Source organism: Psychromonas aquatilis (genome assembly GCF_038155185.1).
In the GTDB taxonomy this organism is placed as follows: Bacteria; Pseudomonadota; Gammaproteobacteria; order Enterobacterales; family Psychromonadaceae; genus Psychromonas; species Psychromonas aquatilis.
In genome coordinates this window covers 1-222 of sequence record NZ_JBAKAZ010000320.1, presented here as the reverse complement: position 1 = coordinate 222, position 222 = coordinate 1, and the positions used below count along the sequence as shown (strand labels likewise).

Below are 222 nucleotides of genomic sequence, written 5' to 3'. Positions count from 1 at the left end.
GTGTCCGCATCTATCGATGTTTTGACTTGTGTGACGCTATAGCCATCGACGCAAAACCCTGTAAAAATTAAATGGATTATATCGTTGATAGATAAAGTAAATGCTAGCATAGACTGAACCGGTAACCAAGCCGTCATCTGCACTGGAAATGAAAATAATAATACGACATAACCGGCCATTGCCGGCTTAAAGATAATATGTCCAAGTCCGCCGTAAAGGTGC

The 222-nt window shown here is 41.4% G+C and carries 1 protein-coding gene; it reads right to left on the bottom strand.

All coding sequences use genetic code 11. The features are described from left to right. Positions 1 to 222: RnfABCDGE type electron transport complex subunit D (locus V6256_RS15705; protein WP_341599159.1), on the bottom strand; the 222-nt coding region annotated here is incomplete at both ends.